The sequence below is a fragment of the Streptomyces sp. 63XJN7_1_ISO-PGPR-S23-121 genome (assembly GCF_056173025.1).
The window spans coordinates 636643-660603 of sequence record NZ_CM149653.1 but is presented as its reverse complement, the minus strand read 5'-3'; the positions used below and the strand labels follow the sequence as shown (position 1 = coordinate 660603).

The 23961-nt window shown below is 73.0% G+C and carries 22 protein-coding genes and 1 pseudogene; 13 read left to right on the top strand and 10 right to left on the bottom strand.

The window, feature by feature from the left end:
- Positions 1-44: 44 nt before the first annotated feature.
- Positions 45-809 carry an SDR family oxidoreductase gene (locus tag AC0VYN_RS03145; RefSeq protein WP_475534684.1) on the bottom strand — a complete coding sequence of 255 codons (765 nt, stop codon included), beginning with the start codon at positions 807-809 and terminating at the stop codon, positions 45-47.
- 77 nt (positions 810-886) lie between these two features.
- Here AC0VYN_RS03145 and AC0VYN_RS03140 point away from each other — a divergent pair, with 77 nt between their 5' ends.
- Positions 887-1789, top strand: a complete 903-nt coding sequence (locus tag AC0VYN_RS03140; RefSeq protein ID WP_475534683.1) for a helix-turn-helix transcriptional regulator — start codon at positions 887-889, stop codon at positions 1787-1789.
- Here the strand turns inward: AC0VYN_RS03140 and AC0VYN_RS03135 are convergent.
- Positions 1740-1949: a DUF397 domain-containing protein gene (locus tag AC0VYN_RS03135; protein ID WP_475534682.1), complete on the bottom strand. Its 210-nt coding sequence runs from the start codon at positions 1947-1949 to the stop codon at positions 1740-1742. The genes AC0VYN_RS03140 and AC0VYN_RS03135 overlap by 50 nt on opposite strands.
- Positions 1946-2821 carry a helix-turn-helix domain-containing protein gene (locus AC0VYN_RS03130; RefSeq protein ID WP_475534681.1) on the bottom strand — a complete coding sequence of 292 codons (876 nt, stop codon included), beginning with the start codon at positions 2819-2821 and terminating at the stop codon, positions 1946-1948. The genes AC0VYN_RS03135 and AC0VYN_RS03130 overlap by 4 nt, the downstream gene beginning before the upstream one ends.
- A gap of 156 nt (positions 2822-2977) precedes the next feature.
- On the opposite strand from AC0VYN_RS03130, the gene AC0VYN_RS03125 reads away from it, so the two are divergent.
- Positions 2978-3409 (top strand): ATP-binding protein, encoded by a 432-nt coding sequence (locus AC0VYN_RS03125; RefSeq protein WP_475534680.1) that lies wholly within the window; start codon positions 2978-2980, stop codon positions 3407-3409.
- A 22-nt stretch (positions 3410-3431) separates the two neighbouring features.
- On the opposite strand, the gene AC0VYN_RS03120 is transcribed toward AC0VYN_RS03125, so the two are convergent.
- Positions 3432-3827, bottom strand: a complete 396-nt coding sequence (locus AC0VYN_RS03120) for a VOC family protein (RefSeq protein ID WP_475534679.1) — start codon at positions 3825-3827, stop codon at positions 3432-3434.
- A 74-nt stretch (positions 3828-3901) separates the two neighbouring features.
- On the opposite strand from AC0VYN_RS03120, the gene AC0VYN_RS03115 reads away from it, so the two are divergent.
- The 4 genes and pseudogenes from AC0VYN_RS03115 to AC0VYN_RS03100 all read left to right on the top strand — a co-directional run.
- Positions 3902-4876 carry a helix-turn-helix transcriptional regulator gene (locus AC0VYN_RS03115; protein WP_475534678.1) on the top strand — a complete coding sequence of 325 codons (975 nt, stop codon included), beginning with the start codon at positions 3902-3904 and terminating at the stop codon, positions 4874-4876.
- Between the two features lie 60 nt (positions 4877-4936).
- Positions 4937-6697: an NlpC/P60 family protein gene (locus tag AC0VYN_RS03110; RefSeq protein WP_475534677.1), complete on the top strand. Its 1761-nt coding sequence runs from the start codon at positions 4937-4939 to the stop codon at positions 6695-6697.
- A gap of 124 nt (positions 6698-6821) precedes the next feature.
- Complete coding sequence (locus tag AC0VYN_RS03105) at positions 6822-7784, top strand: LysR family transcriptional regulator (RefSeq protein ID WP_475534676.1); 963 nt, start codon at positions 6822-6824, stop codon at positions 7782-7784.
- Between the two features lie 468 nt (positions 7785-8252).
- A pseudogene (locus AC0VYN_RS03100) lies at positions 8253-8552 on the top strand (carbohydrate-binding protein); the annotation flags it as partial.
- Positions 8553-8628: 76 nt separating this feature from the next.
- Here the strand turns inward: AC0VYN_RS03100 and AC0VYN_RS03095 are convergent.
- On the bottom strand, positions 8629-9375 hold the full coding sequence (locus tag AC0VYN_RS03095; RefSeq protein WP_475534675.1) for an alpha/beta fold hydrolase: 747 nt from the start codon (positions 9373-9375) through the stop codon (positions 8629-8631).
- 79 nt (positions 9376-9454) lie between these two features.
- Between AC0VYN_RS03095 and AC0VYN_RS03090 the strand changes: the two genes are divergently transcribed.
- Positions 9455-10432, top strand: a complete 978-nt coding sequence (locus AC0VYN_RS03090; protein WP_475534674.1) for a helix-turn-helix transcriptional regulator — start codon at positions 9455-9457, stop codon at positions 10430-10432.
- Positions 10433-10551: 119 nt separating this feature from the next.
- Here AC0VYN_RS03090 and tuf read toward each other — a convergent pair whose 3' ends face one another.
- The 5 genes from tuf to AC0VYN_RS03065 all read right to left on the bottom strand — a co-directional run bounded on the left by tuf (position 10552) and on the right by AC0VYN_RS03065 (position 16281).
- Positions 10552-11745, bottom strand: a complete 1194-nt coding sequence (gene tuf, locus AC0VYN_RS03085) for an elongation factor Tu (RefSeq protein ID WP_161166423.1) — start codon at positions 11743-11745, stop codon at positions 10552-10554.
- Between the two features lie 170 nt (positions 11746-11915).
- Positions 11916-14042: an elongation factor G gene (gene fusA / locus AC0VYN_RS03080; RefSeq protein WP_475534673.1), complete on the bottom strand. Its 2127-nt coding sequence runs from the start codon at positions 14040-14042 to the stop codon at positions 11916-11918.
- A 39-nt stretch (positions 14043-14081) separates the two neighbouring features.
- Positions 14082-14552, bottom strand: a complete 471-nt coding sequence (rpsG, locus tag AC0VYN_RS03075) for a 30S ribosomal protein S7 (RefSeq protein WP_003992340.1) — start codon at positions 14550-14552, stop codon at positions 14082-14084.
- Between the two features lie 2 nt (positions 14553-14554).
- The gene (rpsL, locus tag AC0VYN_RS03070) at positions 14555-14926 is read right to left on the bottom strand and encodes a 30S ribosomal protein S12 (protein ID WP_003948652.1); all 372 of its coding nucleotides are present in this window, start codon (positions 14924-14926) and stop codon (positions 14555-14557) included.
- Positions 14927-15270: 344 nt separating this feature from the next.
- On the bottom strand, positions 15271-16281 hold the full coding sequence (locus AC0VYN_RS03065; RefSeq protein WP_475534672.1) for a glycosyltransferase family 2 protein: 1011 nt from the start codon (positions 16279-16281) through the stop codon (positions 15271-15273).
- A 107-nt stretch (positions 16282-16388) separates the two neighbouring features.
- On the opposite strand from AC0VYN_RS03065, the gene AC0VYN_RS03060 reads away from it, so the two are divergent.
- The 6 genes from AC0VYN_RS03060 (at position 16389) to AC0VYN_RS03035 (ending at position 23658) form a co-directional block, all read left to right on the top strand.
- The gene (locus AC0VYN_RS03060) at positions 16389-17756 is read left to right on the top strand and encodes a hypothetical protein (RefSeq protein ID WP_475534671.1); all 1368 of its coding nucleotides are present in this window, start codon (positions 16389-16391) and stop codon (positions 17754-17756) included.
- Between the two features lie 96 nt (positions 17757-17852).
- Complete coding sequence (locus AC0VYN_RS03055) at positions 17853-18629, top strand: Crp/Fnr family transcriptional regulator (RefSeq protein WP_385459685.1); 777 nt, start codon at positions 17853-17855, stop codon at positions 18627-18629.
- Positions 18630-18776: 147 nt separating this feature from the next.
- Positions 18777-19610 carry a hypothetical protein gene (locus tag AC0VYN_RS03050; RefSeq protein WP_475534670.1) on the top strand — a complete coding sequence of 278 codons (834 nt, stop codon included), beginning with the start codon at positions 18777-18779 and terminating at the stop codon, positions 19608-19610.
- Positions 19607-21754 (top strand): hypothetical protein, encoded by a 2148-nt coding sequence (locus AC0VYN_RS03045; protein WP_475534669.1) that lies wholly within the window; start codon positions 19607-19609, stop codon positions 21752-21754. The genes AC0VYN_RS03050 and AC0VYN_RS03045 overlap by 4 nt, the downstream gene beginning before the upstream one ends.
- A 3-nt stretch (positions 21755-21757) precedes the next feature.
- On the top strand, positions 21758-23116 hold the full coding sequence (locus AC0VYN_RS03040; protein WP_475534668.1) for a PE-PGRS family protein: 1359 nt from the start codon (positions 21758-21760) through the stop codon (positions 23114-23116).
- Positions 23113-23658: a Pycsar system effector family protein gene (locus tag AC0VYN_RS03035; RefSeq protein WP_475534667.1), complete on the top strand. Its 546-nt coding sequence runs from the start codon at positions 23113-23115 to the stop codon at positions 23656-23658. The genes AC0VYN_RS03040 and AC0VYN_RS03035 overlap by 4 nt, the downstream gene beginning before the upstream one ends.
- The last annotated feature ends 303 nt before the right edge of the window (positions 23659-23961 follow it).

Below are 23961 nucleotides of genomic sequence, written 5' to 3'. Positions count from 1 at the left end.
CTCACGGCCCGTGCGCACCGCCGCCGTTCCGTGGGCGCGGGGTGTCAGACCAGGCCTCCGTTGGCGCGCAGGGTCTGGCCGTTCACCCAGTGGCCGGCGGGGCTGCTCAGGAAGGCGACCACGGCGGCGATGTCCTCCGGGGTGCCCAGCCGCTCCAGGGGCGGGGTCTTGGCGAGCTGCTCGATCCGCTCGGGCGTCTTGTCCGCGAGGAACATGTCCGTGGCCGTGGGCCCGGGGGCGACGGCGTTCACCGTGATGTCGCGGCCGCGCAGCTCACGCGCCATGATCAGCACCATCGCCTCCACGGCGCCCTTGCTCGCCGAGTACGCGCCGTAGGTCGGGAACTGCGCGCCGACGACGGACGTCGAGAACCCCACGAAGGAGCCGCCCGCCCGCAGTCGCCGGGCCGCCTGCCGGGCGACCACGAAGGTGCCGCGGATGTTGGTGCGGTGCATGGCGTCCATGGCCGCGAGGTCCAGGTCGGCGATGGTCGACAGGGTCATCCGGCCGGCCGAGTTCACGACCACGTCGACGGCGCCGAACTCCTCCTCCGCCCGGTCGAAGAGCGCGGCGACCTCCTTCTCCTCCGCCACGTCGGCCTGTACGGCGATCGCCCGCCCGCCGGCCTCGGTGATCGCGGCCACGTTCTCCTCGGCGGCCGCCGCGCCGCGGGCGTAGTTCACTACGACGGCGAGGCCGTCCTGTGCGAGCCTCCGCGCGACCGCCCGGCCGATGCCGCGGGATGCGCCGGTGACGACGGCGACGCGCCCGTTCCGTGCGGTGTCGTTCTGGTTCGTGTGCGTGGTCATGGCTCCACGATGCGCCGCCGCGGCCGGCGCAGCCAGGGGATGTCATCCCCTGGGTCACCGTCCCCGCCCGGCGCAGAATGGACGGCATGAGCGCTGTGAAGTACGCCGAGCTGGGAGCGTTCCTGCGGTCGCGGCGGGAGCGGATCCGTCCGGCCGACGTGGGGCTCCCGGCCGGGCCGCGGCGCCGGGTGCCGGGGCTGCGCCGCGAGGAGGTCGCCCAGCTCGCCGGGGCGTCGGTGGACTACTACAACGAGCTGGAGCGCGGCGCCGGCTCCCAGCCGTCCGAGCAGATGATCGCCGCGCTGGCGCGGGCGCTGCGGCTGTCCGCCGACGAACGCGACTATCTGTTCCGGCTCGCGGACCGGCCGGTGCCGGTGCGGGGCGGGACCGTCCCGCACGTGCATCCCGGCATGCTCGACCTGCTCGGCCGGCTGTCCTCGACCCCGGCGCAGGTGATCACCGACCTGCACGTCACCCTCGTGCAGAACCCGCTGGCCGTGGCGCTGGTCGGGGACCAGTCCGCGTTCCGGGGGCCCCGGGCCAGCTTCGTCCACCGGTGGTTCACCGAGCCCGACGCCAGGCGCCTGCATCCCGAGGCCGACCACGAGAGGCAGTCCCGCGCCTTCGTCGCCGACCTGCGGGCCGCGGCGGCGCGCAGGGACGCCAAGGACCCGGAAGCCGGCTCGATGATCCGCACGCTGCTCGACGTCTCCCCCGAGTTCGCCGCGCTGTGGGCCGACCACGACGTGGCCTTCCGCCGCGACGACCGCAAGCGCATCGTCCACCCCACGCTCGGCGTGATCGAGGTCAACTGCCTCAACCTGTTCAGCGAGGACGGGCGGCAGCGGCTGCTCTGGTTCACCCCGGCCGTCGGGACGGACAGCGCGGGGTTGCTGGAGCTGCTCGCGGTCGTCGGGACCCAGGAGGTCGTCAGCGCTCCGACGCGTACGTCAGGAACTCCGTCCAGGCGGCGGGCGTGAGGGTCAGGCGGGGGCCTGCGGTGTGCTTGGAGTCGCGGACGTGGACGGTGCCGGGGGTGATGGCCAGCTCGACGCAGGAGTTGCCGTCAGTGCCGCTGCTGTAACTGCTCTTGAACCACGCCAGCTCGGAGGCGTCCCTGGCGGATGCCTTACGGATCATGTCTCTCCCAGCAATCGTTCGATGAAGGCCAGCGACTCCCTCGGCGGGAGAGCCTGCGCCCGGATGGTGCCATACCGCAGCTCAAGAATGCGCAGGTCTTTCGGGTCGGCGATCGGCCGGCCGTTGAACGCGCCGTCGGAACGCCCCACGGCCGTACCGTCCGGGAACTTCAGCAGCTCGATCTTGCCGTCCACGCCCGGGTGGGCGTCAGTGTCCGTCGGCATCACCTGAAGCGTGACGGGATTCAACCTCCCCACCTCCAGAAGGTGTTCGAGCTGGCGCTGCCACACCATTGTGCCGCCAATCGGCCGCCGCAACGGTGCCTCCTCCAAGACGAAGTGGATCGACGGCGCCGGGTCCCGTTCGAACACAGTCTGGCGGGCCATCCGAGCGGCCACCATGCGCTCCACGTCGTCCGGCGAGTACGACGGCTGCGCAGCCTCCATCAGTGCGCGGGCGTGGTCCGGTGTCTGCAACAGCCCATGCACGCTGTTGCACTCGTAGATGCCGATCTCAACGGCCTTACCTTCCAACTGCCCCAGCTCCCGAACCTTCTTCGGGTACCGGACCTTCTTCACGTCCTCCCACGTCGCCGCGATGAGCCCGCCCGCGTTCAGGACGTCGTCGGCCCTGTCCAGGTACTCCTGCCGGGGGATCCGCTTGCCGCCCTCGACCTTGTAGACGAGGTCCTCCCCGTACCCCACGGCGGCCCCGAAGTCGGCGGCCCGCATCCCCACCGCCTCGCGCCGGAGCTTCAACTGCCGTCCGACGGTGGCGATGACGGCGACGCCCCACTCGTCGTCCGGGTCCACCTCCCAGCCCGGCTCGTCGGCCTCGCCCCTGAGCGGGCCCGCCTCCGCCTCGACCGTCATTCCGCGCCCCTTCGTCGTCCTGGCTGTGGCTCCCAGCGCCCTACCCGTACGTCCGCCTCCGACAGCCCCGACAGCACCGGACAAGCTCCGGACAGTGACCATACGTACCCGCTGAGTCACTTCTCACGGTACGCAGACACCGCCACGCTGAGTGACGTGAATCAGAAATCCGCCGAACTCCAGGCGTCCGTCCGCAACTTCAGCGTGCAGCTCTCCCCGACGCCCCGCGGTGCCCGTCTGGCCCGCCTGCTGGCGACCGAGCAACTCCGTTCCTGGGAACTGCCCCTGGACCCGGCACGGCACGTCGTCGCCGAGCTGGCCGCGAACGCGGCGGCCCACGGACGCGTCCCCGGCCGTGATTTCCGGCTCACCCTGTACGTCGTCGGCGACACCCTGCGCGTCGAGGTCACGGACACCCGGGGCGAACGGCTCCCCGAGCCCCGAACGCCCGACCCCGAAGCGGAGTCGGGCCGCGGGCTGCTGCTCGTGGAGGCGTTCGCGCACCGCTGGGGAGTGACGGAGGGCCGCTCTCCCCGCAAGACCGTGTGGGCCGAACTGCGCCTCGGCCCACCGGAACCCGGCTTCTGAATCCCAGGCGGTACCGGACCGCTCACGCCACCGCCGACACGCAGAACGGGTGGCCGGCCGGGTCCAGGAGCACCCGCCACCGGTCCGGGTCCGGCTGGAAATCGGGCTTCGTCGCCCCCAGGGCCAGCAGCCGGGCCTCGGCCGCGTCCAGGTCGTCGGCGCCGAGGTCGATGTGGGCCTGCTTCTCCCGCGCGGGGTCCGGCCAGGTGGGACGGCGGTAGTCGGCCAGGCGGTTGAAGCCGAGGCCGGCCGCTCCGTCCTGCTGCCCGAGCAGGACGAAGTCGTCGGTGGAGAAGACGACGGACAGGCCGAGGGCCTGGCCGTAGAAGCGGGCCATCTCGGCCGGGTCGGGGCAGTCGAAGGTGACCGCCGAGTAGCGGAGCGCGGGCGCCGAAGTGTTTTCCGTGGTGTTCGTCATGGCGGGAACGGTAGGACGCGACCAGGACGCGTTCGGTCCGGGTCACGGGCCGGCGTGTGGAAAACTTCGCCGACATGCTGAGTACGTCAGCCCGGCTGCTGCGGCTGGTCTCCCTGCTGGCCGTCCGGCCCTCCTGGACCTGCGGTGAGCTGGCCGCGCGCATCGAGGTCACCGAGCGGACCGTGCGCCGGGACATCGCCCGGCTGCGGGAACTCGGCTACGCCGTCGAGTCCGACCCCGGCCCCTGGGGCGGCTACCGCCTGCGCCCCGGCACGCGGACGCCCCCGCTGATCCTGGACGACGAGGAGGCGCTGGCCGTGGCCGTCGGGCTGCGGGAGGCCGCGCTGAGCGGGGCGCTCGGCGGTGACCAGGCCGCCCTGTCGGCGCTGCTGAAGCTGCGCCAGGTGCTGCCCCGGCGGGTCGCGGACCGGCTGGGCGACATGGACGCCGCCTTCGTCCACACCCCCAGGGCCGGCGGGCCGCAGATCCCGCCCGGCATGCTGCTGGAGCTGGCCGCCGCCTGCCGCCGGGCCGAGCGCGCCCGGCTGTCGTACCGCGACTGGGAGGGGCGGGCCACGGTCCGGGACGTCGACCCGTACCGCCTGGTCCACACGGGGCACCGCTGGTACTTCGTGGCCCGCGACGTGGAACGGGACCGGTGGCGGACCTTCCGGGCCGACCGCGTCCAGCGGCTGCGGCCCACCGGACGCCCGGTGGAGATCACCGACCCGCCCGACCCGGCGCTGCTCGTCTCCCGCTCCGTCGCCACCGGCCCCTACCCGCTGCGGGCGACGGTGCGCCTCCCGATGCCACCGGACCAGGCGCTGCGGCTCGTCCCGTCCACCGTCGGCACCCACCGCGCCGACGGCCCCGGCGCCACGGTCGTCGAGGTCGGCGGCCCCGACGCCGAGAGGCTCGCCACGTACCTGCTCGGCCTGGGCACACCCCTGCGCGTCCTGGCGCCCGACTCCGTACGGGAGGCGCTGGTGCGGCGCACCCGGGAACTCCTCGACGGCAACACGAACGACCAGGCCGGTTCCGGCCCTTGACGATCACTCGTGGTCGAGCCGGTGCCGGGCGTGCCACCGCGCGGCCCGATGATGTCGGTCATGACCAACACCTCACGGCGCGGCGTGCTCGCCGCTCTCGCGGCCTCTGCCGCCACGCTCCCGCTCGGCGCCAGGGCCTCCGCCTCGCCCGCCCCCGCCGCGGCCCCGGCGGCCTCGCCGGTGGCCGCTCCCACCCAGCCCGCCTCTCTCGCCGCGGCACGCTCCGCCGTGACGCTGCCGCCCCTGGGCCCCGCCTACTTCGGCGGTCTCACCCTGGCCTCCCGGCTCACCGCCGGCGTGCTGCCGGGCACCCCGGCCCGCACCGAGGTCACCTCCGGCGGCAGACGGGTCGCGCTCCTGACCCACGGGGCGCGCACCGTCCTGCTGCCCGGACCGGAGCGGACCTTCACCGAGAACAAGAGACCCTTCGCGGACGACTTCGAGCGCACGCTGCCCGACCCCTCGCTGCCCGCGGACGACCGCGCGTACTGGGGCACCTCACCGGGCGGCGGAAGCTGGTCCACCCTCGGACCGGCGGACTCCGACTACTCGGTGGTACCGGGCACCGGGATCATCGCCCTCACCACCGACTACGCCAGCCGCCATGCCACCCTCCGTGACGGCGAGATCACCGACCTGGACGTCAGCTCCGTCGCGCGGTTCGACAAGGTCCCGGCCGGCGACGCCTGCTCGTACGCCCTGTCCTTCGGCTACCAGGACACGCACAACAGCTACCGGGCCCGGCTGTCCTTCACCACGTCCGGCTCCGTCCAGCTCCGGGTGGAGAAGGAGGTCGCCGACACCGTCACCCAGCTCGCCACGGCGGTGACCCTGGCCACCGGCGTGCCCGCGGGCACCGACTGGACGATACGGGTCCGCCGCGAGGGCACCCGGATCCGGGCCAAGGCCTGGCGCTCCGCCGACACCGAGCCGTCCGCATGGACCGCCGACGTCACCGACGCCACCTTCGGCAAGGGCCGCGTCGGCCTGCGCGCGCTCGCCAACCAGGGCACCACGAACCTGCCCGTCCGGCTCCTGGTCAGCCGCTTCCAGGTGGACGCGGCGAACTGGGCGGCACCGCCCGCCGTCACCCACTCCGACTGGGTGCGGGTGCTGCCCGAGCCCTTCGACGGCGTCTGGACCCCGGAGCTGGAGACCACCGTCCGCGGCTGGTACGGCTCCACCGCCCCGGACGTCCTCGCCCACGCCGCGATGTTCCTCGCCGGGGCGCCGGCCGTCGTCGCCGGTGCCGGCCCGGCCGAGGGCAGGCAGGTCCTGGGCGAGGCCGGGTACGGCTACCTGGACCCGCGGGGCTACCGCTACGAGGGCGCCGACTTCCACGAGTACATGAACACCGGCTGGACCTTCCCCGACGGCGCCTACACCGGCCCGTCCGCCAAGCAGGCCGGCAACCTCGACTGCTCGGGCTACACCCGCATGGTCTACGGCTACCACCTGGGCGTACCGATGGCCGCGGGCGCGGACACCTCGGGTACCCGGCTGCCGCGCAAGTCCCGGGACATGGCCGAGTACGCGCCCGGCGTCCGCGTCGACCGCACCGACGGCACGAACCCGCCCGCCGCCGCGCGGCTCCAGCCCGGCGACCTCGTCCTGTTCAACGCCGACTCCGGCGACGACGGCCCGGCGGCCACCGTGGACCACGTCGGCATCTACCTCGGCCCGGACGCCGAGGGCCTGCGCCGCTTCCTGTCCAGCCGCAAGACGGTCAACGGCCCGACCATGTCCGATCTGGGCGGCAGGTCGGTCCTCGACGGCACCGGGACCTACGCGAAGACCCTGCACACGGTCCACCGGATCTGAGGCACCCGCCACGCCCGTACGGCGGCACCCGGCCCGGTGCCGCCGTACCGCCCGGCGCCCCTTCGGCGGCACTGGTCTGTACCAGCGTCTTGCCCCGGCCCCGCCTTCGTCGCAAGCTCCCCTCATGGAGCTGGAGTTGCGGCATCTCAGGACGGTCCGGGCCATCGCCGACGCCGGCAGCCTCACCAGGGCGGCGACGGCGCTGGGGCTCGCGCAGCCCGCGTTGAGCGCACAGCTCAAGCGGATCGAACGCGCCCTGGGCGGCGCCCTGTTCGAGCGCGGACGACACGGCGTGCGGGCCACCGCGCTGGGGGAACTGGTGCTGGAGCGAAGCCGGATCGTGCTGCCCGCGGTCACCGACCTCCAGCAGGAGGCGGCCCGGTTCGCCCGTGCGGCCCCGCGCACCGCGGAGCGGCTCCGGCTGGGCGGCACCCACGGCCCCCTCCTGGGCGCGCTGGTGGACCGGCTGGCGGGCGTGGCACCGGACGCCCGGATGACGACCTGCACGTCCTGGTCGGAACGGGAGCTGGCCGAGCAGCTCGCCGAGGGGCGCCTGGACTTCGCCCTCGCCGGGACCTGCGGGTCGGCGTCCCCGCCCGGCGCGGAGGGCCTGGTCTGGCGGGAGGTCGCCGTCGACCCGGTGTTCGTCATGGTGCCCGACGGCCACCCGCTCGCCCACCGCCCCGAGGTGGACCTGACCGAGCTGGCGGGCGAGGAGTGGGCCTGCGTGCCCGGTGACGGCTGCTTCGGGGACTGCTTCACCGCGTCCTGCGCCCGCGCCGGGTTCACCCCGCACCGCATGTACGAGACCGACACCGCCTCCCTGGTGCACCTCGTGCAGGTGGGCCGGGCGGTCGGGCTGTGCCGGGCCACGTTCCCGACCACGCCCGGCATCGTCACCCGGCCGCTCACCGGCACGCCCCTGGCCTGGCGGCACCTGCTCGGCTGGCACGCCGGGACCCAGCGGCAGGACACCGCCGCCACGGTCCTCGCCCAGGCCCGCGTCGCCCACGCGGGCGTCGCCGCGGGCAGCGACAGCTACACCGCGTGGCTCGCGGCCCACGGCGACGCGGCCGCCGTGGGCTGAGCGACGGGCCCTCGGGGACGCCCGCGCGTGTTCCATAACGCCGGGGAGGGGGCCGGCCGGTGTCTTATGCCCGCCGCCCGGCCCTCCCTACGGTTTCGGCACCTCCCCACCGAGACCGAGGAGTCCCCATGCCCTCCCTGTCCTCCGTGTCCCAGCGGCACACCCGGGCCGGAGCCGCGGGCGCCGCCCTCGCGGCCGCGGCCGCCCTGCTCGTGGCCGGGCTTCAGCGGCTCCGCGAGCGCCGGGGCGGCCGAGGCCGCGCGGCCGTCGGCGCCCTCCGCGGCACGGACCCTCCGCACCGACGCCGCCCCGCCCGCCCTGCTGAACGCCATGCGGCGCGACCTCGGCCTGGACCGGCACCAGGCCGAACGGCGCCTGGTGAACGAGGGCGAGGCGGGCGCCGTGGCGGGCCGGCTGCGGGCGGCGCTCGGCGCGGACTTCGCGGGCGCCTGGGTGCGGGGCGCCGAGTCCGGCAGCCGGGCCCAGGGCGTCACCTCGGGCGGCTCGGGCAACTGCGGCAGCGGCGGCGAGACCTTCTTCCAGCCGATCAACCCGCTGCTGACGAACTACGGGCTCATCCTGAAGACGTCCGGTGGCGGCGGCCCCGAAGAGCCCCCGCCGGGCGGCGGCACCTGGGCGGCCGGCACGGTCTACCAGCCGGGCGACACCGTGACGTACGGCGGCGCCACGTACCGCTGCCTCCAGGGCCACCAGGCCCAGCCGGGCTGGGAGCCGTCGAACGTCCCGGCGCTGTGGCAGCGCGTGTGATCCACTGACCGCCCCACGGGGGACAGGGGGGCAGGGCCCGGGTGCGAAGCGGGAGAGCGCCCGGGCCCGTCCGTGCTCAGGTCCGGGTGACGGTGCAGCACTCGTCGAGGACGCCGGCCAGCTCGACGGGCGCGGACAGCATCGGCCAGTGGCCGGTGGGCAGGTCGAAGCGCCGCCACGGCGGCTGGTTCAGGTGGGCCGGCATCGGCACGCCGGCGTCCAGCAACCGCGTGAAGTCGTGGCAGGCGACCAGGACGCGGTCCACCCCGGCGCCGGGCTCGGCCGGGCCGGCCAGGGGCTGGGTGTAGGTGCCGAACGGCTGCGGGGTGGCCCGTGCGCGCAGCACGTCCCGCCGGTCCTCGTCGAGTCCGTCGAGGCTGCTGGACAGGCCGACGACCTCGAAGGGCGGCATCGGCAGCCGCCACCCGTCACCGGACGCGGCGACCTCCTGCCGGAGCTGGTCCGCCGCCTGCGGGGGCATGAGGTCGAGCATGCACATGCCCTCGGCGAACGGGGCGCTGTCCACGTAGACGACGCGCTCCAGCCGTCCGCCGAGACGCGCGGCCGCCCCGGTGACCGGCGCGGCCGCGTAGCTGTGGGCGACCAGCGTGACGTCACGCAGCGCGTTCCGCTCGACGAAGCCGGTGATGTCCGCGATGTGGGTCTCCAGGTCCGTCCCGGGCCCGCCCTGGTCGCCGCGCTCGGCCAGGCCGGTCAGGGTCAGCGGCAGCGCCGTGTGGCCGCGCTCCCGCAGGGCACCGGCGGTGTCCTCCCAGACCCACGCCCCGAGCCAGGCGCCGGGAACGAGTACGAAGGTGGCCATGTGATCTCCCAGAAGTAGGTCCTGCGGGGAGCGTAGAGTCGATACAGGACAGAATCCGCCCTGAAACGTCGAGGGATCCATGTCGCATCCCCTGACCCGTGTGCTGACCCTGCTGGAGCTCCTCCAGTCGAACGCCGGGCTCACCGGGACGGAGCTGGCGGGCCGGCTGGGCACCGATGTCCGCACCGTCCGCCGCTACACCGCCCACCTGCGGGAACTGGGCATCCCGGTGGAGGCCGAGCGCGGCCGCTACGGCGGCTACCGGCTGGCCCGCGGCTACCGCATGCCGCCCCTGGTGCTCACCAACGACGAGGCCCTCGCCGTCGTCCTCGGCCTGCTCGCGGCGGAACGCCTGGGCATGGGCACGGCCGCACCGGCCAGTGCCGGCGCCCTGGCCAAGATCGAACGGGTGCTGCCGGACTCCCTGCGCGAACCGCTCGCCGCGATGCGGGAGACCCTCTCGTTCACCGCGGGCGCCGTGACCGGGCAGGCACCCGGGACGGGCGTCCTGCTGGCCCTGGCCCAGGCCTCCCGCGCCCGCACGACCGTCGGCATCCACCACCGGTCCTCGCGCCACGAAGACACCGAACGCGACATCGACCCCTACGGCGTGGTCTTCCACACCGGCCGCTGGTACGTCGTGGGCCACGACCACCTCCGCGAGGGCCTGCGCACCTTCCGCATCGACCGCATCGCCTCCGTCACCTCCCGGGCCGGCCGCTTCACCGCACCCGACGGCTTCGATCCCGTCGCCCACCTGACCGCGAACCTGGCCAAGGGGCTCTACCGCTGGCAGGTCGAGGTGACGATCCACGGCCCCCTCGGCGAGATCGCCCGCCGGCTGCCCGGCTCGGCGGTGACGCTCACCGCCCGGCCCACCGGCGTCCTCATGCGGGCGCGGGCCGAGCATCTGGGCGGCATGGCACACCTGCTGGCCTCCCTGGAATGGCCCTTCACCATCCACCGTCCCGACGAACTGCGGCAGGCGCTCGGGGAGCTGGCCGCCCGGCTGGCCCGAGCCGCGGAACGGCCACCGGGCGAGGCGCGGACCGACTGATCACGCGGACCGCGCCGGTACCGGGCGCCCACGCGAAAGGACCCGCACGACCGAAGTCGTGCGGGTCCTCTCAGGCATCAAGCCCAGGTCAGGTCATCGACCCAACAAGTAAGCGGAACTTACTTGTTGATCTTGGTGACCTGGCCGGCGCCCACGGTCCGGCCACCCTCACGGATGGCGAACTTCAGGCCCTCTTCCATGGCGACGGGCTGGATGAGCTCCACCTTCATCTCGGTGTTGTCACCCGGCATGACCATCTCGGTGCCCTCGGGGAGGGTCACGACGCCGGTCACGTCCGTCGTACGGAAGTAGAACTGCGGACGGTAGTTGTTGAAGAACGGCGTGTGGCGGCCACCCTCGTCCTTGGACAGGATGTAGGCCTGCGCCTCGAACTCGGTGTGCGGGGTGACCGAGCCCGGCTTGATGATGACCTGGCCGCGCTCGACGTCCTCGCGCTTGATGCCGCGAAGCAGCAGACCGACGTTCTCACCGGCCTGGCCCTCGTCGAGGAGCTTCCGGAACATCTCGATGCCGGTGACCGTGGTGGTGGTCTTCTCGGTCTTGATGCCGATGATGTCGACGGTCTCGTTGACCTTGAGGACACCACGCTCGATGCGGCCGGTGACGACCGTACCGCGACCGGTGATGGTGAAGACGTCCTCGATCGGCATCAGGAACGGCTTGTCGACGTCGCGCTCGGGCTCCGGGATGGCCTCGTCCACGGCCTTCATGAGCTCGAGGACCGAGTTGCCCCACTCCTTGTCGCCCTCGAGGGCCTTCAGAGCGGAGACCTTGACGACGGGAACGTCGTCGCCCGGGAACTCGTACTCGGAGAGGAGCTCACGCACCTCGAGCTCGACAAGCTCCAGGATCTCCTCGTCGTCCACCATGTCGGCCTTGTTCAGGGCGACGACGATGTACGGAACGCCGACCTGGCGGGCCAGGAGCACGTGCTCCTTGGTCTGCGGCATCGGGCCGTCGGTGGCGGCGACCACGAGGATGGCGCCGTCCATCTGCGCCGCACCCGTGATCATGTTCTTGATGTAGTCCGCGTGACCGGGGCAGTCGACGTGGGCGTAGTGACGCGTCTCGGTCTGGTACTCGACGTGCGCGATGGAGATGGTGATACCGCGCTGGCGCTCCTCGGGAGCCTTGTCGATCTGGTCGAAGGCCGAGGCCTCGTTCAGGTCCGGGTACGCGTCGTGCAGCACCTTGGTAATGGCGGCCGTGAGGGTCGTCTTACCGTGGTCGATGTGACCGATGGTGCCGATGTTGACGTGCGGCTTAGTCCGCTCGAACTTCGCCTTCGCCACGGGGGTCCTCCTGAGAGTGGTTCTGGTACGCCTTACTCATCGGCGCCAGGTGATCTTTGCTGGGAAACCCGGACCCGGGTCATTCCGCCGGGTTGGCGACGGAATGACCCTTGCAGGCTCCGGGGTCAAGCCTAAGGCGTGTGAACGCGGTCCGTTAAACGCGGACCGTGTTACTCGCCCTTGGCCTTCGCGATGATCTCCTCGGCGACGTTCCGGGGAACCTCGGCGTAGGAGTCGAACTGCATCGAGTAGCTTGCGCGACCCGACGTCTTGCTGCGGAGGTCGCCGACGTAGCCGAACATCTCCGACAGGGGCACGAGACCCTTCACGACGCGGGCACCCGCCCGCTCCTCCATGGCCTGGATCTGGCCACGGCGGGAGTTGATGTCGCCGATGACCTCACCCATGTAGTCCTCGGGCGTGGTGACCTCGACGGCCATCATCGGCTCCAGGAGCACGGGCGAAGCCTTGCGCGCGGCCTCCTTGAAGGCCTGCGAACCGGCGATCTTGAACGCGAGCTCGGAGGAGTCGACCTCGTGGTAGCCACCGTCGATGAGCGTGACGCGGACGCCCGTCATCTCGTAGCCGGCCAGGATGCCGAACTGCATGGCCTCCTGCGCACCGGCGTCCACCGAAGGGATGTACTCCTTCGGGATGCGGCCACCGGTGACCTTGTTCACGAACTCGTACGAGGCGTCGCCGCCCTCGATCGGCTCGATCGCGATCTGCACCTTGGCGAACTGACCGGTACCACCGGTCTGCTTCTTGTGGGTGTAGTCCACGCGCTCGACGGCCTTGCGGATCGTCTCACGGTAGGCGACCTGCGGCTTGCCGACGTTGGCCTCGACCTTGAACTCACGGCGCATGCGGTCGACCAGCACCTCGAGGTGCAGCTCGCCCATACCACCGATGATGGTCTGGCCGGTCTCCTCGTTGGTGTGAACCTGGAAGGAGGGGTCCTCCTCGGCCAGGCGCTGGATCGCGACGCCCAGCTTCTCCTGGTCACCCTTCGACTTGGGCTCGATGGCGACCTGGATGACCGGCGCCGGGAAGTCCATGGACTCCAGGATCACCGGGCTCTTGTCGTCGGACAGCGTCTCACCGGTGGTGGTCTGCTTCAGGCCCATGACGGCGACGATGTCGCCGGCGCCCACCGACTCGATCTCCTCACGCTTGTTGGCGTGCATGCGGTAGATCTTGCCGATGCGCTCCTTCTTGCCCTTGACCGAGTTCAGCACCGCGGTGCCGGACTGGAGGCGGCCCGAGTAGACCCGGACGAAGGTGAGCTTGCCGAGGTGCGGGTCGCTCATGATCTTGAAGGCGAGCGCGGCGAGCGGCTCCTCCTCCGACGGCTTGCGCGTGACGACGACCTCGGGGTCCTTGACGTCGTGGCCCTCGATGGCCTCGACGTCGAGCGGGGTCGGCAGGTAGCGCACGACCGCGTCGAGCAGGGGCTGGACGCCCTTGTTCTTGAACGCGGTGCCGCAGAACACCGGGGTGACCGTGGTGTCGCTGGACTTGCCGGAGGCGATGGTGATGCGACGGATCGCGGCGTACAGCTGCTCCTCGGTGGGCTCCTGGCCCTCCAGGAACAGCTCCATGATCTCTTCGTCGTTCTCGGCGACGGCCTCGACCAGCTTGCCGCGCCACTCCTCGGCGGCCTCGGTGTGCGTGTCGGGGATGTCGACGACGTCGTACATCTCGCCCTTGGCGGCCTCGGCGGACCACACGAGCGCCTTCATGCGGACCAGGTCCACGACGCCCTTGAAGTCGGCCTCGGCACCGATCGGGAGCTGCATGACGAGCGGCTGGGCGCCCAGGCGGTCCGAGATCATGTCCACGCAGCGGTGGAACTCGGCGCCGGTGCGGTCCAGCTTGTTCACGAAGCAGATGCGGGGCACGCCGTAACGGTCGGCCTGACGCCACACCGTCTCGGACTGGGGCTCGACACCGGCGACACCGTCGAACACGGTCACGGCACCGTCGAGCACACGCAGGGAACGCTCCACCTCGACGGTGAAGTCGACGTGGCCCGGGGTGTCGATGATGTTGATCGTGTAGTCGTTGTCCTCGAGCGGCCAGTGACAGGTGGTCGCAGCAGACGTGATCGTGATGCCACGCTCCTGCTCCTGCTCCATCCAGTCCATGGTGGCAGCGCCGTCGTGGACCTCACCGATCTTGTACGACACACCGGTGTAGAACAGGATCCGCTCGGTGGTGGTCGTCTTGCCCGCGTCGATGTGGGCCATGATCCCGATGTTGCGGACCTTGGCCAGGTCAAGTGAAGTGGTAGCCATAAGGCTTCAGTCTTCTCTCGGTCTCGATGTGGGTAGCGACTACCAGCGGTAGTGCGCGAAGGCCTTGTTGGACTCGGCCATCTTGTGCGTGTCCTCGCGCTTCTTCACAGCGGCACCCAGGCCGTTGGAGGCGTCGAGAAGCTCGTTGAGCAGACGCTCGGTCATGGTCTTCTCGCGACGGGCGCGGGAGTAACCGACGAGCCAGCGCAGCGCGAGGGTGTTGGCGCGACCGGGCTTGACCTCGATCGGCACCTGGTAGGTGGCGCCACCGACACGGCGGGACTTGACCTCGAGGGTCGGCTTGATGTTCTCGAGCGCGCGCTTCAGCGTGATGATCGGGTCGTTGCCCGTCTTCTCACGCAGACCCTCCATGGCACCGTAGACGATGCGCTCGGCGGTGGAGCGCTTGCCGTTCAGCAGCACCTTGTTGATCAGGGAGGTCACCAGAGGAGAACCGTAGACCGGGTCGATGATGACCGGGCGCTTCGGGGCGGGGCCCTTACGAGGCATTCTTACTTCTCCTTCTTGGCGCCGTAGCGGCTGCGGGCCTGCTTGCGGTTCTTGACACCCTGGGTGTCGAGCGAGCCGCGGATGATCTTGTAGCGAACACCCGGCAGGTCCTTCACACGGCCGCCGCGCACGAGCACGATGGAGTGCTCCTGCAGGTTGTGTCCCTCACCCGGAATGTAAGCAGTGACCTCGATACCGCTGGTCAGACGCACACGCGCGACCTTACGCAGGGCCGAGTTCGGCTTCTTCGGGGTGGTCGTGAACACACGCGTGCAAACGCCGCGACGCTGAGGGGAACCCTCGAGTGCGGGCGTCTTGTTCTTCTCGACCTTGTCCTGCCGGCCCTTACGGACCAGCTGCTGGATCGTAGGCACTACTTCTCCGGTTTCTGTGTGCCGAATGGTGAAGCTAACCTGGGACGTCACCGACCCACGCGGTCGGGTGTGTCGAAGCCGCGGACCCTTGCCGCGAGGACGGAAAGGGGCGCGGATTGCGGTGGCCGCTCACGGCCTCCGGTGCGGTTGAAGGCACGCACGAAGGCCAGGGCACACCCCAGGCACAAGGTCTGAGCGTACCTATCGCATTCGCTGCGGTCAAAACAAATGGGCGAGACCGGCACCGGAACCCGGCTCGTCCCGGTTTCTCCCGATCCGCGTCCGGCCCCCGCCCGGGCGCCCGACGGCCGTGCGGCGGCTCGGCACCGCGGCCGCGCACCCGCTCAGGACCGCGGCACCGGAATCCGCGGCTCGCCCTCCCCGACGGGGGCACCGGACCCGTCCGGCCCGGCCGCCGTGTCGTGCCGGACGAAGTAGGTCGGTCTGTTCTGCACCGCCGTGTAGATCCGGCCGACGTACTCGCCGAGCAGGCCCACGCAGACGAGCTGGACGGCCCCGATGAACACGATCCCGGTGAAGAGCGAGGTCCAGCCGGGCACCGTGCGGCCCAGGGCGAAGGCGGTCAGCGTGTAGACCAGCAGCCCCAGGCAGACCAGGAAGGCGCCGGCGCCCAGCCAGGTGGCGATGCGCAGCGGGGCCGCGGAGAAGCCGGTGACGCTGTCGACCGCGAGGCGGATCATCCGGCCCAGCGGGTACTTCGTCCGGCCCGCGGTGCGCGGCGCGCGCTGGTAGGTGACCTGGCCGCTCGGGAAACCCAGCCACGGCACCAGGAGACGGTAGACCCGCTGCTGGTCCGGCAGGGCCTTCAAGGCGTCCACCGCGGCCCGGCTGAGCAGCCGGAAGTCGCCCGCCTGCGCGGTGACCGAGGGGCCGGCCAGACGGCGCATGAGCCGGTAGTAGACGCCCGCGGTCCAGCGCTTGAACCCGGTGTCGCTGCTGCGGTCGGCCCGGACGCCGTAGACGATGTCGAGGCTCTCGGCGCGGGCCAGCGCCAGCATGTCGGGGATCTTCTCCGGCGGGTCCTGGAGGTCGGCGTCCAGACTCACCACGTAGGCCCCGACTGCCCGGTCCAGGCCGGCGGTCAGGGCGGCCTGGTGGCCGGAGTTGCGCCGCAGCGCGATCACCCGCAGTTCGGGCCAGCCGAGCCGGAAGGCGGCGAGCAGCTCCGCGGTGCGGTCGACGCTGCCGTCGTCCACCGCGACGACCTCGTGCGCGACGCCCAGCTCCGCGAGGACCGGCCGCAGCCTGCTGACCAGCGCGGGCAGGGCCTCTTCCTCGTTGTACATGGGGATGACGACCGACAGCACGACCGGCTCGTCCCGTTCCTCGGGCACCGTCGCTCCCCTCCCCTCGTCCCCTGGCACGGAGCACAGATGTGCGACTCTTGTGCGATCTTATGGCAGCAATTGCTCGTTGAGGGCGGACCGAGGGGACCACAGCCATGGACACGGCTGCCGACGGCACGGCGACCGACGCGTCGGCCGGCGCGGGGGACGGCGCGCGGGACGGACTGTCCGGCGAACGCCGGGGGACGGCGGGAGGGCGGCCGGGGAGCGGTGTCCCGGGACGGTCCGGGGCGGCCTGGCAGGACCGGCTGCCCGCGTGGACCCGGCGCCTGCGTCTGCCGGCCGGCGCGCGCCCGTACCTGCCCGCGCTCGCCCTGTACGGCGTCACCAAGCTCGTCGGTCTCACGGTCTTCGCCTCGCTGCTGGAGTACGCCGGGGACTACCGCGGCAAGAACCCGCGCTTCGGCGGCGGTGCCCACTGGTGGGACGTCCTCGCCACCTGGGACGGCTGGTGGTACCTCCAGGTCGCCGAGCACGGCTACCACCCCTCCCTGGTACGGCTGGACTCCGACGGCCTGTTCACCGTCCAGCAGAACTCGGTGGCGTTCTTCCCGCTCTACCCGGCCCTGATCCGCATGGTCTCGGAGATCACCGGGATCGGCCTGTACGGCTCGGGGATCCTGGTCTCCGTCCTGGCCTCATTCGTCGCCGCCGCGGGCATCTACGCCGTGGTCCGCCTGCTCGCCGGGGTACGGGCGGGCACCATCGCCGCGGGGCTGTGGGCCGTGGCGCCCGGCGCGGGCGTCGAGTGGGCGGTGTACTCGGAGTCCGTGTTCGTCGCCATCGCCGCCTGGGCCTGCTACGCCGTGATGACCCGGCGCTGGGTGGCGGCCGGCCTGCTGGCCTTCACCGCGGGCCTGAACCGGCCCACGTCCGCCGTCCTCATAGGCGCCGTGGGACTCGCCGCGCTGGTGACCCTCGCGCGCCCCGCGAGCCGACGCGAGCACGGGGTGCGGGGCCCGCTGTACGCCATGATCGTCGCCCCGCTGGGCCTGCTGTCCTACATCGCCTGGGTCGGCTACAGCACCGGCGAGCCGTCGGCGTACTTCATCCTCCAGCGCGAGGGGTGGGCGCACTTCTTCGACTACGGTGCCTACACGCTGGAGGTGCTGCGGAACCTGGCGGTGGGCCGCAACGACTACGTCTTCGCCTTCTCCACCCCCGACCTGCTCTCCCTCCAGCTGGTCCTGGCGCTGCCCTTCCTGATCGCCCTGATGCTGCGCAAAAGGCCTCCGCTGGTGCTCGTCGCCTACACCCTGGCGTCGGTCATCACGGTCCTGGGCACGCAGCAGATGTTCGGCAACACCATGCGCTACCTGCTCCCCGTCTTCCCCCTCCTCCTCGCCCCGGCGGCGGCCCTGAGCCGGCTGAGGACACCGAGCCTGGTGGTGTTCTTCTCGACGGCCGCGATCGCGTCGGGCTGGTACGCGCACTACGTCATCTTCGAGCTGGGCGTGCCGTAGACGAGCCGATTCGGCCGGATCGCGCCCGTCGCGCGTGGGGCGCCGCTCCCTTTCAGTACCTTGGTCCGTCCGCTGAGACGATCGGGGGGTTCGCTGATGAGGACGGCGCCGCACGCACCGGACGACGGAGGCCTGGACGACCGGGTGCCGTTCCTGGCGCGGCTGGAGAAGGAGGACCGCACGGCGCTGCTGTCACTCGGCCGGGAACTCGCCTTCGCCGCGCGCGTCATCCTGCTGCACCAGCGCGAACCGTCCTCGCACGTCCTCTTCCTGGTGCAGGGCTGGACCAAGGTCACCGCCTCCGCCGCCAACGGGTACGAGGCCCTGCTGGCCCTGCGCGGCCCCGGTGACGTCATCGGCGAGTCGGCCGCGCTGACCGGCCGGCCGCGCTCGGCGACGGTGACCGCCCTGGAGCCGGTGCGGGCGGTGGCCGTGGAGCACGAGCGCTTCAAGGACTTCCTGAACCGTTCGCCCGCGGTCTCCTTCGCCCTGCTCGGCCTCACCGCGGACCGCACCCGGGCCGCCGACCGGCGCCGCCTGGAGTTCGCGTCGATGAACGTGCGCCAGCGTTTCGCGGTGCTGCTGCTCGACCTGGCGCGCACCCACGGCCGCCGCACGGACGAGGGCATCGCGCTCGCCGTCCCGCTCAGCAAGCAGGAACTGGCCGGCTCCGTGGGCGCCTCCCGGGAGATGGTGCAGCGCCTGCTGCGCGAACTGCGGGAGAAGGAGGCGGTGGCCACCGGGCGCCGCACGCTGCTCATCCTCCGCCCGGACGTACTGCGCCGCATCGCCGCGACGGACCAGCCGGCCCCGGCGATCCCCTCCCCGACGCGGGAACCGGCCGGCGAGCGGCCCCCCGCGCGCGGCGTCTGACGCAACGCCTCCCCCGGCCCCGGACGGGCCCGCGGCGCGCTCTGTGCACGCCGTCACACTCCGACTGCGTCATCCGCCCTCACGGCTCCCCCGCCTCTCCGGCCACTCTGCTGCCCTGCACGACGCACACACCGTCGAAGGGCGACCATGACCAACCCCGTGAACCGCACGATCCTGCTGCTGGACATCGAGAGGTTCAGCGACCGGGACGACGTGGAGCAGGCGTATCTGCGCCGGATGCTCTACGACATCGCCGACCGGGCCCTGGAGAGCGCGGGCATCGACGAGACGCTGCGGCTGCGGGCCGACCGCGGCGACTCCGTCATGGAGCTGATCGACGCGAACGCCCCGGTCACGGCGCTGCTGCGGGCCCTGCTCACGGAGGTGCCCGCGCAGCTGCGGGCGGTCAACCGGATGGCGTCCCGCTCGGCGCAGATCCGGCTGCGGGGCGTCCTCGCCTCCGGCTGGGTCGCCGTGGACGAGCGGGACGGCTGGGTGGGCTCGGACCTGAACCACGCCTGCCGGCTGCTGGACACGGCCCTGCTGCGCGCGGCCCTCGTGGAGCGCCCCGACGACTTCGCGCTGTGCGTCTCGGACGCGCTGCACGCCGGGGTCGTCCGGCACGACCACCCCGGCATCCCGGCGGACGCGTTCCACGCCGTGACGGTCGGGAGCAAGAACGGCCCGCTGAAGGCCTGGCTGCACGGGCCGGTGCCGGGCGCACCAAGCCACAGTGAGCGGGGGGAAGAGGTCCCGGTGCCGGGTGCCGACTCGGGGGAGCACCCGGCACCGGGACCGGAAGCGGCGCCGGCGCCCGCGGCCGAAGGGGGAACGGCTCCGTCCGGCGGGGTGGTGTTCCGGTTCGACGGCGGCACCCCCTCGATCGGCGGCAGCCTCGTCGGCGGTGACCAGCACGGCGTCTCCGGCGGCCACGTCGCCGGAGACGTCCACCTGGGCCGGTCGGGAGGTGGGCCGGCATGACGGTCCCCCCGGCGCAGGCGCCCGCCCCCGACCCGGCACCGCCGCACGATCCGCGGCCGGACGCCGACGCCACCGGCCCCGACGACGAACGGGAGCAGAGCCGGGAGGCCCGGGCCGCTCAGCGCGAACTCGTCGCGCACACGCCCGGTTTCATCCTCGACGGGTCCGCCGCCGTCGGCGGCAGCCTGGTGGGCGGCGCCCAGCACGGCGTCTCCGGCGGGACCGCCCGTGATGTGTTCATGGGCAGGACGGAGATCCACCACCACGGCCCGTCGTCCCCGGCCGCGCCCGCCTCCGGCCGGATCCCCGGCACCCTGCTGGAGACCCTGGCGGCGGTGTTCGTCGACGGCCCCGTCTTCGCCACCGCGCTGGAGCGGCTGCGCGAGGAGCGTGTCCTGGTCCTCTCCGGCGCGCACGCGACCGGCCGGCACGCCGCCGCGCTGATGCTCCTGCACCGCCTGGGCCTCCCCGCCGTGTACGCCCTCGCCACGGAGACCAACCCGGCCGAACTCGGCGCCCGCCTCACCGCGCCGGGCGGTCACGTCCTGCGCGACCTGCCGCTCAGCCGCAACCGGCCCCTGCGGGACACCCACCTCTACGCGGCGCGCGACCAGCTCCGCAAGGCCGACGGCTACCTGGTGGTGACCGTCGAGAACTCGCCGTTCCAGCTCGGGACGGCTCCGTGCGCGTGGGTGCCGCCGGACCCGGCCGACGTGCTGCGCGCCCACCTGACCCGGCTGCGCGGCACGGACACCGAGGAGCTCCTCGCCCTCTCCCCGGTGCGGGACTTCCTGGCCCGCGGCGCCCACCGGCCCGCCGAGGCGGCCGGGTTCGCGACGGTACTGGCCGCGTACGACGGCGGCGCGGACGCCGTGTCCCGGCTCGCGGACTTCGGGCAGGCCGCGGTCGAGCAGCAGTGCCGGGAATGGCTCGGCGATCCCGACACCGCCCTGCGCGACAAGGCCTTCCTGGTCTCCCTCGCCGTCTTCGACCGGGCACCGTACGCGCTGGCCGCCGAGCTGGCCGACCGGCTCTTCGTGCACTTCCAGCGGCTTCAGCACCCCGAGGAACCGCCGGACATCCCCCTCTTCGGGCCCGCCGCCGACGTCCGGCTGGACCGGGCGCGGGCCGCCGGCGAGCTGTGCGACGTGGAGACCGAGTGGGGGCCGGTGCCGCAGCTCACCGCGTACTTCCGCAAGGAGGGCACACCCCGCGTGCTGCTCACCGAGGTGTGGACGGGGCATCCGTCCACCCGTCCCGCGCTGGTCGCCTGGCTCCGGGAACTGGCCCGGGACGGGCGCCCGGTCGTGCGGACCCGGGCCGCGGCGGCCACCGCGCTGCTCGCCCGGGCCGACCTGTCCTCCGCGGTGGCCCTGCTGATCGACGGCTGGGCCGTCTCCAAGTCGTTCGGCCCCCGCGTCACCGCCGCCAACGCCCTCACCCTCGCGCAGCTCCTCGACGCGCCCGCCGTGCTGCGGCTGCTCACCCAGTGGTGCACGGACACCCACTGGGCCCGCCGCTGGACCGCGATCCGCGCCTTCGGCCTGCTCGCGCCCCTGCGCCCCGCCCTGGCGGCTCCGGCACTGAGCGCGCTCGCCGCCCGGGCCCGCGCCGGGAACAGCAGCGCGGCCGAGGCCGACAACCTGATCCAGTCCACCGCCCTGCTGCTGTCCGTCGGCGTCCGCCGCGGCGAGATGCTCGCGGAACTCGTGCGGCTGCTCCACCACGACACGGCGACGGTCCGGGCACTCGCCCTGGACGCGTTCGTCCGGGCCTGCGACAACGCGGAGGAGGGCGCGCTCGTCGAGTGGTACGCCGAGCACGGCATGTACGAGGCCGACACGGCCCGCGACCTCGCCGCCCTCTGGCGCACCGCCCTCGGCGACCGCGCCCACACCCGCGGGGCCCTCGACGCGCTGCACACCTGGGTGCACCTCGCCGCCCTGCGCGCGGACACCGAGCACGCCCTGCGGCTGCTGCTGCCCGCCCTGGTCGTGACCGCCGACGACCACAAGCGGCTGCGCCACGAACTGCACACGCTGCGCGCCCCCGACGGCGGCCCGCGCCCACCGGTCGCCGACCGGCTGCTCGACGTGCTCGCCCACGGCGGCGGCGCCCTTCCCACGCAACCTTCGAGGAGTTGACCCATGGCGGACTTCCGCCGTCAGCCGGAGTGGCAGCAGGACGCCCACCGGCACAGCACGCTGATCGACCCGGTCCTGACGGTGCGGCCCATCTCCCGCTTCGACCACACCGGCCGCCGGTCGGTGTCCGCGATCGACCACGCCCTCGTCTTCGCCACCGCCCGCGGCACGTACGACGCGTTCCTGCCGCCGCACCGCCCGAGCCGCACCGACGCCGCCACCCGCCGCTACGTCTCGGTCTACGAGGTGGACATGGGCAGCCATCCCGTCCGGCTGGAGCTGACGCTGCCCAGTGACGACGACGCGTTCTCCTTCGGCGCCTCGGCGGACCTCACCTGGCGGGTCGCCGACCCGATCGCGTACGTGGCGAGCGGCGAGCGGGACGTGCCGACGCGGCTGACCCGTGAGCTCCACCAGGCCGCCAGGCCGGTCAGCCGCCTCTTCGCCATCGAGGACAGCCCGGCCGCCGAGCGGGCGGTCCAGCAGGCCGTCGAGTCGGAAGGCTTCGCCGCCGGGGCCGGTCTCGCCGTCACCTGCACCGTCCGGCTGCGGCTCGACGACGAGGCGATCGCCCACCGGCGGCGGCTGCGCAACCTGCGCTACGAGTCGGAGATGCTCGACCCCGAGCACGAGTTCCGGCTCCGGCAGGCCCGGCAGCAGCACGAGCTGGAGGCGCTGCGCCAGCAGCAGTCGCACGCCCTGGTCGCCGAGAAGATCCACTTCTACCAGTACTGGCTCCAGCACGGCGGCGCCGGCGCCTGGGCGCTGCACCTCGCCCAGCACCCCGAGGACACCCGGCTGGCCGTCGGCTCGCTCCAGAAGGACCAGCTCACGGCGATCAGGAGCGAGCTGGAGCTGATCGCCGGGGACACCCTGGAGGACTACCAGCGGGCGGAGTCGGCCCGCACGACGCTCCGCGCGGTCGACGACCTCCTCCAGCAGCAGACGCCGCCCCCCGCGGCCCTGCCCCCGGGCACCGGCCGGCCCTACGCACCACCGCAGGCACCGGGCGGCGGCCAGCCCTACGTACCTCAGCAGCCGCCGGACGCCGGACAGCACCCGCCCGCACCTCAGCAGCCGCCAGGCGCCGGACAGCCCTACGTACCTCAGCAGGCGCCGGGCACCGGACAGCCGTTCGCACCTCAGCACCCGCAGCCGGCCGCGCCCCCGTACGGGCCCGGGCCCTCCCACCCCGGCGCGGCGGCGTACGGTCCGCCCGGTCACCCGGCCGGCGCACGGACTCCCGCCGCGCCGCAGCCGCTGCCCCCGCAGCCCCGGCCGGTGCCGGGCCCGGACCCCGCCCTGCCCCCGCCGCCGCCCGTCACCCCGGCGCAGGCCGGTCCCGACGGCGGGCCGGCGTGACCGCCCCGGGCGTCCCCCCGCCCGCCGCGCCACCCCCCGCCCCCGGTGGATCGCCCGCCGCGCCGGCCGCGGAGCGACTGCTGGGCGAGCTGCGGAGCGAGATCGCCCGAGCCGACAGCAAGGCGGCCGTGCTGGTGGCGACGCTCGGCATGACGGCCGGCGTGTTCAGCGGTCTGCTGGCCGGACGGGACTGGACGCCACGGGCGCTGTCCGACGCCGCCGCCGCCCTGTGGTGGGCGGGCACCGCGGCCCTGGCGTTCTCCCTGTTCGCCCTGCTCCTCGCCGTGCTCCCCCGGTTCGGGGGCGGCTCCTGGGCCCCCGGCCGGCCGCTGTGCTACTTCGGCGACATCCAGCAGGCGGTCCGCGCGGGCCGGCTGGCCGACGCGCTCGCCGCCACCGACCACGACCCCGCCGCCGCCCTCATGGCGGCCCTCACCGAGACCAGCCGCATCGCGGCGCGCAAGCACCAGTGGATCCGCACCGGGCTGGTCGCCTTCTGCGCCGGCACCGCTCTCCTGCCCGCCGCGCTGCTCACCGGCTGACGTCCCCGCACCACAAGGAGTCCCGTCATGTCCCATCCGCCGGGCCCGCCGTACCCCGGGCCCTCCTCCCCGCACGCCCCGCACCCCCAGCAGCCCGCCCACCCCGCCACCCCCGCACCGGCGCCCCCCGGGCACACCGCGCACCCGCAGTATCCCGGGCCCCCCGCGTACCCGGCAGCCTCCGCGCCCCCGCCCCCGCCCCCGTACCCGGGCAGCTCCGCGACACCGCCGCCGTACCCCTCGGCGCCGACAGCCCACCCGTACGGGACCGCTCCCGTCCACCCCGGCCTCACACCGCCCGCC